7 protein-coding genes are annotated in these 7,287 nt (G+C 48.8%); 6 read left to right on the forward strand and 1 reads right to left on the reverse strand.

The window, feature by feature from the left end:
- Position 1: 1 nt before the first annotated feature.
- The 4 genes from msrA (at position 2) to ACOJTG_RS05725 (ending at position 2,383) form a co-directional block, all read left to right on the forward strand.
- Entirely contained in the window at positions 2 to 682 is a 681-nt protein-coding gene (gene msrA / locus ACOJTG_RS05710; RefSeq protein WP_094815209.1) for a peptide-methionine (S)-S-oxide reductase MsrA, read from the forward strand.
- A gap of 145 nt (positions 683 to 827) precedes the next feature.
- Positions 828 to 1,646 (forward strand): 3-methyl-2-oxobutanoate hydroxymethyltransferase, encoded by an 819-nt coding sequence (gene panB, locus ACOJTG_RS05715; RefSeq protein WP_420152933.1) that lies wholly within the window; start codon positions 828 to 830, stop codon positions 1,644 to 1,646.
- Positions 1,647 to 1,658: 12 nt separating this feature from the next.
- Complete coding sequence (locus tag ACOJTG_RS05720; RefSeq protein WP_420152934.1) at positions 1,659 to 1,883, forward strand: DUF2905 domain-containing protein; 225 nt, start codon at positions 1,659 to 1,661, stop codon at positions 1,881 to 1,883.
- A gap of 83 nt (positions 1,884 to 1,966) precedes the next feature.
- Positions 1,967 to 2,383, forward strand: coding sequence for a Dabb family protein (locus ACOJTG_RS05725; RefSeq protein WP_420152935.1), 417 nt, complete (start codon positions 1,967 to 1,969; stop codon positions 2,381 to 2,383).
- Between the two features lie 67 nt (positions 2,384 to 2,450).
- Here the strand turns inward: ACOJTG_RS05725 and ACOJTG_RS05730 are convergent, their stop codons facing one another.
- The gene (locus ACOJTG_RS05730) at positions 2,451 to 4,763 is read right to left on the reverse strand and encodes a TonB-dependent receptor (protein ID WP_420152936.1); all 2,313 of its coding nucleotides are present in this window, start codon (positions 4,761 to 4,763) and stop codon (positions 2,451 to 2,453) included.
- A 350-nt stretch (positions 4,764 to 5,113) separates the two neighbouring features.
- Here ACOJTG_RS05730 and ACOJTG_RS05735 point away from each other — a divergent pair, with 350 nt between their 5' ends.
- Together ACOJTG_RS05735 and ACOJTG_RS05740 are read left to right on the forward strand one after the other, a co-directional pair.
- Positions 5,114 to 5,626, forward strand: coding sequence for an RNA polymerase sigma factor (locus tag ACOJTG_RS05735; protein ID WP_104715803.1), 513 nt, complete (start codon positions 5,114 to 5,116; stop codon positions 5,624 to 5,626).
- Between the two features lie 118 nt (positions 5,627 to 5,744).
- Positions 5,745 to 7,223: a phytoene desaturase family protein gene (locus tag ACOJTG_RS05740; RefSeq protein WP_420152937.1), complete on the forward strand. Its 1,479-nt coding sequence runs from the start codon at positions 5,745 to 5,747 to the stop codon at positions 7,221 to 7,223.
- The last annotated feature ends 64 nt before the right edge of the window (positions 7,224 to 7,287 follow it).

The following is a 7,287-nucleotide window of genomic DNA, read 5'->3' on the forward strand; positions in this document are numbered from 1 at the left end:
CATGAAAACATTCATTCAAACGCTCAAATGGAGTCTTCTGTCGGTGGCAACGCTTATGGCTTGCCAGTCGCCCGCACAGGAGCAAAAGAAAGCTATGACAACGGACAAACCTCTGCCTAAAACCACTGTAAACGTACCTGCGGGTCTGGAAGTAGCTACCTTAGGATCCGGCTGTTTCTGGTGTACGGAGGCGGTATTTCAGCGGTTGGAAGGCGTCGTGAAAGTAGAATCGGGTTACTCAGGGGGTTTTGTGGAAGATCCTTCCTATAAAGCCGTCTGCACGGGACAAACCGGTCACGCGGAAGTAACGCAGATTACCTACGATCCCAAGAAGATTAGCTATGCCGATCTGCTGGCCGTATTCTGGCGTACGCACGATCCAACCACGCTGAACCGTCAGGGTAATGATGAAGGCCCGCAGTACCGCTCGGCGGTTTTCTATCACAACGAAAAACAAAAAGAAGAGGCTGAACACTGGAAAGCGGAAGTAGATAAGGCAAAAATCTACCCCGATCCGCTGGTAACGGAGATTACGCCCTTTACCAACTTCTACAAAGCCGAAGCGTACCACCAGGATTACTACAACCAAAACGGCCGTCAGCCCTATTGTTTGTTTGTGGTGCGACCCAAAGTTGAAAAGTTTGAGAAAGTATTCAAGGATAAACTCAAACAAACGCATTAATTGAATGCTAGGCCTGGCCTGCTAAAGTCTCCGTCCTACGGGCGGAGACTTTTTTGTTTTGCCCGGACAAGCCCTAATTTCGCAGGACATAGACCGAAAGGCATTGGTGTTTGATCACCTACTTAAGGTCCTTAATCAACGAGCCATGTCCGTACACAATCCCGATATCAAGCGAGTTACAACGCATACGTTACAGGAATTAAAAGCAAAAGGGGAGAAGATCAGTTGTCTGACCGCTTACGATTTCTCGATGGCCAAGCTCATCGATGCGGCTGGCGTAGAAGTAATTCTGGTGGGCGATTCCGCTTCGAATGTGATGGCGGGCCATGAAACCACCCTGCCCATTACGCTGGATCAGATGATCTACCACGCTCAGTCCGTGGTACGCGGCGTGAAACGGGCCTTGGTGGTGGTCGATTTACCTTTTGGTTCCTACCAGGGCAATTCGCAGGAAGCCCTGCGTTCGGCCATTCGGATTATGAAAGAGTCGGGAGCCCACGCCGTGAAACTGGAAGGAGGAGCTGAAATTCGGGAATCCATTGAACGCGTACTCAGTGCCGGTATTCCGGTCATGGGCCACTTGGGCCTGACGCCTCAGTCGATTTACAAGTTCGGAACCTACGCCGTGCGAGCCAAGGAAGAAGCTGAAGCTCAAAAGCTGAAAGACGATGTAGCGTTGCTGGAAGAACTCGGCTGCTTTGCGTACGTACTGGAAAAAATCCCGGCGACTCTAGCGGCGGAAGTGACGGCTTCCGTACATATTCCAAGCATCGGCATTGGAGCCGGAGCGGGTTGCGACGGGCAGATTCTGGTCATGCACGACATGTTGGGAATCAACCAGGAATTTAAACCGCGTTTCCTGCGTCGCTACGCCGATCTTTCCGAAGTCATTCAAAAGGCGGTATCCCATTACGTGGATGATGTAAAAACGAAAGATTTCCCCTCCGAGAAAGAAGGGTACTAACGCTAGCAAGGGATGAATCCTCAAGTAGGCAAGTGGCTGATGGGACTGGGCGGGTTATTACTCGGTGCCGGACTGTTGATTTATTTATTTTCCGATAAATTGCAGGGGCTGGGTCGATTGCCCGGCGATATTCGCATTGAACGGGAGAATTTCCGGATGTACCTACCCATTACGACCTGCCTGTTGGTGACCATACTCATTAATGTGGTTCTTTGGTTGGTGCGGAAATGGTTTTAGTATCAGTAAATGCTAAGACCTCATCGGTTCTTTCCCTGGATCCCCTGTACTTTTGAACGCTTTCTTTCAGAATATTTCAATCAATGAAAAACGTATCCCGTAGAAAATTCCTGACGACTTCTGCCGTAGTGGCGGCAACCCCTGCGACGGTGCTACCCGTAGCCGCGGCACCCTCGAAAGAACTCTTCGTGCACCACGTGTACTTCTTTCTGAAAAATAAAGGAAACGAAGCTGACCGGACTAAGTTAATGGAAGGTCTCGAAAAACTTCGGAAGGTTCCGACCATCCGCCTGAGTCACATTGGCGTTCCGGCTTCTACCAACCGGAGTGTGATTGAAAAAGGCTACGATGTTTCGTGGATGTTGTTCTTTGATAACCTAGATGAAGAAGAAATTTACCAAAAGCACCCAATTCACCTTAAGTTTGTGGAAGATTATTCCCATTTATGGGAAAAGGTGATTGTGTATGATTCAATCGGCCCTGCTGCCAAAAAAGCTTAACAATACCATAACAAAAGCCCCTTTGGTTGAACCGACCCAAGGGGCTTTTGTTATGGATTGCCGAGAATTAAAAATTCCATTTCGCACGCAGGCTCAGGTTACGACCCTGATCATCGGCGTAGTACCGGAAGCGATTGAGGTAATCGCGATAGCGGGCGTTGAAGGCATTACTGACGCTCAGGCTCAGTTGTAAGGGGTGACGATGGATGGGAATAGAACCGCCAATGGCCGCATTCCAAAGCCAGTAGGCCGCTGGAGGAGGAGCAAAGTCACCGTTTTCAGGAGCCCGGATTTGTTTAGCTACGTAAGAATGCCCGGCTTCCATAAAGAAATTCGTCAAGCCCAGTACAGCTTTCTCGGGCTGTAACCGTAGGGAATTTTCCAATCGATCGGGTGGAATTTGTACGAGTCGGGCCTCGTGTTCAACATCCTTTGCCCGTACTACAGCGTATTTAGTTTGCCAGCTTAGTGATTTGGTTATCAGGTACGTAAACGAGGCGTCGATTCCCTGGAAAACAGCATTCACCTGCGTATACTTGAAATAAGGGAACGCTCCGCGAATGGTCAGGATGGGTTCGGCCTGCGGCTTCAGATAAATGAAGTTCTCAATGTAATTACGGTAAACGGAAACCTCCGCCCGCAGTCGCTTACCCGTATACTCGGTGGTATAGTCCAGGTTAAAAGCCGTTTCGGGTTTCAGGGTCGCCTCACCTTCCTCGTAAGCGGCGGCTCCGTGGTGAACGCCCGCACGGTACAATTCATTGACATTTGGCGGTCGCCAGGCCATGCCACCATTTAACCGCATGGACCAATGCGAACCTAGCCGTCGAAGGACCCCTAGACTACCCGAGGCATTCCCAAATTGTAAATGCTTGTAGGTACGTACGCCTCGACTAGGAAAAAGAGTAATTCGTTGATAACGAAAGTCATAGCGTACCCCTGCTTCTAATTCCCAGTCTTGATGGGTATATTTTTCTAACCAGAAGAGCCCGGTCGTTAGCTGTCGGAAATTTGGAATCAGTGGGCGACCGTATACCAGGTTCCGTTGATACGAAAGACTTAGTCCGGCCGAGCCCGTGATTTTCTTAGCGATCGCTGGGTGCTCCCAAACCAAATCGGCGTTGTAACTGGTCAGCTTGAAGTTTAATTCCGGCCGGTTCAGATTGGCTAAACTATCGTTACGAGGGCGGTGTAAATCGTACTCGGCCCGTTCGTTGATTTGTCGGGCTAACGTCAGGCTCCAGACACCCCGTTGAGCCGGACCATAACTGATTTTTAGCTTTTGCAGCGTATGAGAAACATCCTGAAAAGGGCGGTTAATCTGGTAGCTAAAGCCACTTTTAATGAAGGGTTCGCCGTTTTTCAGTACGTTTTCCAGATCACTCACGCTGCCAATGTGTGAACCGCTGAAAATGCCCAGCTCCGTCGAAAATTGACTCATGAAGCCTTCTAGTTGCCAGTTTTTCCGCCGATAACCCAGCGTTACGGAATAATTGCGTTCGGAGATACCCGTATTATCCAGAAAATAACCGGGTGTACGGATGTTACCGCCGCGTTTGAGGGTGCCCTGTACCCGCCAGGCTAAGCCAGGTATCGCTCCCAGACCGCCCTGTAGCTGTAATGAGCCGATGCCTTGTCGGCCATTACTGAAACCAACCAGGTTTAGTTCGCCCTGAAAATCAGGTTGTTGAGGCAATGGTTCGGGTTCTACTAAGACTACACCCGCCAGTGCCTCCGGTCCATACCGAACGCCTGCCGCCCCTTTCACAACCGTTAAACGTTTGGCGACAAAAGGATCGATTTCGGGAGCGTGTTCACTGCCCCATTGTTGGCCTTCCTGACGAATACCATTGTTGAGAATCAGTACCCGATTGGAATGCATGCCATGAATAATAGGCTTACCAATACTACTACCCGTTTGAAGGGAAGTAACACCCGTCACGTTTTTTAAAGCATCGGCCAGCGTCTGTCCGCGGGTTTGGTCGAGGGCTGCACCTTCGATAATCGAGCGGGTCAGCAGGGAGCTTTCTAACCGCTGGGCCGTTACGGTAACATTCTGTAAGTGAACGTCTTCCTCTTGTAAATGCAAGTCTTGCTCTAGTTCTTCATGGCGTAATTCGATGGAAAGGGTATCGGACTGATAGCCCAGTACTTGGCAAATAAGCCGATACTTGCCCTGACAAAGGTTACGCAATTCATACCTTCCAGCGGCGTTCGTTTGCGTTTGCCGCTGGGCTTGGGGCAACCAGATGACGGCCCCCGCTACGGGCTGTCCGGTCTGCCGGTCATTCACTTCCCCGCGTAACGTACACGAGCAGTTTTGAGCCAGTAGCTCACTACCCATCAACAGTAATCCTACTCCGATCAACCAGCGAATCATGTGCTATCAATAAAACCTGGCAACAAAGGTATATCATTCTTGCAATAATGTTGCAAAAGAGAAGGGTGTAGCCGCGTGGATTATTAGAAATGCATTAGAGTTATAAAGAATTTGTTTAATTCTAAGTTATCAAACCTTCCGCAAACTAGCGTGGCCCAATTTTTTAAGTATAGATATGTGTCTTAAAGCTCAGACGGTCTTTTACCCCAATGAACCCTTAAAAGCTTTATTATCAACGCTTAAAGCAAAGAATTCAACAGCCGCCCAAAATATTCAGTACCCCTTTGTTTTAAGCCATTGTTTAACCAAACAAATATTTTACTTAAACATACCGTCGCCCTAATCAGCCCATGACTGCTCTTGAATTTACTCATCACGTTGGCCATGTGTCCAAATCTCTTCGACCCTTTGCGTTACGGCTGACGAAAGATGCTGAAGAAGCCAACGACCTGTTACAAGATACGCTACTCAAAGCCTTCACCAATCGTGATAAGTACGCCGATGGTACCAACATCAAAGCGTGGCTGTATACGATCATGAAAAATACGTTCATTACGAATTACCAGCGAATGGTTCGTAAGAACACGTTTATCGATACGTCCGATGACTTATACTATCTGAACTCTCTGGAGAGTTCAACCGATAATCAAGCCTATTCAACCTTTGCCATGGAAGATATCAATGCGGCGATTCGGGTACTCGACGATTCGCATAAGACACCTTTTTTGATGTATTTCCAGGGCTATAAGTATCATGAAATTGCGGAGCAACTACAAATTCCTATTGGTACCGTGAAAAATCGCATTCACTTGGCTCGTAAAGAGTTGAAGGATCGCCTTAGCGTGTACGAATACGCCGTTTAGTCGTACCGTCCCAGCATATAAGAGAAAGGCCGAAGCTAGCTTCGGCCTTTTTACTTATACAGTCCCCCCAAACATTTGCGGGTTCTTGGAGTTATTGCATTGATTTTTCACCTGCACCATGGGCAAACGAGTAATAGTTATAGGAGCTGGATTTTCGGGACTGGCAGCCGCTACGGCTCTGGCGGATCGCGGGTATTCCGTAACCATTCTGGAAAAAAATGATACGCCGGGTGGTCGAGCCCGCCAATTCGAAGCCAACGGTTTTGTCTTTGACATGGGACCCAGCTGGTACTGGATGCCGGACGTGTTCGAACGGTACTTTGCCCGTTTTGGAAAGAAACCCTCGGATTACTACGAGCTTAAACGTCTGGATCCTTCCTATACCGTAATTTTCAATACCGAAGATGTTATTGATCTGCCCGCTAATCAAACGGAACTAGAGCAGCTGTTTGAACGCATGGAACCCGGTAGTGCACCGCGTTTGCGGGCTTTTCTGGAACAGGCTTCTTACAAATATGACGTAGGGATGAATAATTTCGTCTGGAAACCCAGTCGGAGCCTTACGGAGTTTTTGAGCCTTAAACTACTCGCGGACGTCAGTCGGCTGGATGTGCTTCAATCCTTTCACCAACACATCCGCAAATACTTCAGTCAGGAGAAAATCCTTAAACTGATGGAGTTTCCCATTCTGTTTCTGGGGGCTATTCCACAAAATACGCCGGCCCTGTATAGCCTGATGAACTACGCTGAAATTGCCCTGGGTACCTGGTATCCGATGGGCGGTATGCACGAAATCGTGAAAGCGATGGTACGTCTGGCGGAAGAAAAAGGCGTACAGATCAATCTGGGCGAAGAAGTCGAACAAATCATTATCAAAGGGGGAAAAGTGCGGGAGGTACAAACCAAACTTGGTACCTATCAGGTGGATACGCTGGTGGCGGGAGCGGATTACCATCATGTGGAAGAGGCTTTGGTGGAACCTCAATTCCGGAACTACACCGAAGCATACTGGAATAGCCGGACAATGGCTCCTTCTTCTATTCTGTTTTACCTAGGCGTCAACCGACGCGTTGATAAACTCCAGCACCATAATTTGTTTTTTGACGAAGATTTCAGTCTGCACGCCCACGAAATCTATACGCAGCCGCAGTGGCCTTCCAAGCCTTTGTTTTATGCCTCCACTCCGTCTAAAACGGATCCGAGCGTAGCCCCGGAGGGTTGCGAAAATCTGTTTTTACTCATTCCGGTAGCTCCAGGGCTATCTGACGATACCGAAACGATACGCGAACAGTATTACAACCTGATCATGGATCGCTTGGAGCAGTACGTAGGGCATGCCATTCGCCCGCACGTCGTTTACAAACGCAGCTACGCCCACCGGGATTTTATAGAGGATTATCACGCCTTCAAAGGCAACGCCTATGGACTAGCCAATACACTCCGGCAAACGGCCTTATTAAAACCTACGCTGAAGAATAAAAAAGTCAGTAATCTATACTATACCGGTCAGCTGACCGTACCCGGACCAGGGGTGCCGCCAGCCTTGATTTCGGGTCTGGTCGTTGCCGATGAACTCCACCGGGAACAGCAAGTGTAGCGGACCGTTTTTTTAAGTACCTTGCTTTACTAAACCTGGGTTACGTTGATGAAAGATATGCTGG

The sequence above is a fragment of the Siphonobacter sp. genome (genome assembly GCF_048595215.1).
Lineage (GTDB): Bacteria > Bacteroidota > Bacteroidia > Cytophagales > Spirosomataceae > Siphonobacter.

Excerpts from the sequence above, each read along its gene's own strand:
- ACOJTG_RS05720 (WP_420152934.1), top strand. The coding sequence starts at position 1,659 with ATGAATCCTCAAGTAGGCAAGTGGCTGATGGGACTGGGCGGGTTATTA.
- ACOJTG_RS05725 (WP_420152935.1), top strand. The coding sequence starts at position 1,967 with ATGAAAAACGTATCCCGTAGAAAATTCCTGACGACTTCTGCCGTAGTG.
- ACOJTG_RS05730 (WP_420152936.1), bottom strand. The coding sequence starts at position 4,763 with ATGATTCGCTGGTTGATCGGAGTAGGATTACTGTTGATGGGTAGTGAG.
- panB (WP_420152933.1), top strand. The coding sequence starts at position 828 with ATGTCCGTACACAATCCCGATATCAAGCGAGTTACAACGCATACGTTA.
- ACOJTG_RS05735 (WP_104715803.1), top strand. The coding sequence starts at position 5,114 with ATGACTGCTCTTGAATTTACTCATCACGTTGGCCATGTGTCCAAATCT.
- msrA (WP_094815209.1), top strand. The coding sequence starts at position 2 with ATGAAAACATTCATTCAAACGCTCAAATGGAGTCTTCTGTCGGTGGCA.
- ACOJTG_RS05740 (WP_420152937.1), top strand. The coding sequence starts at position 5,745 with ATGGGCAAACGAGTAATAGTTATAGGAGCTGGATTTTCGGGACTGGCA.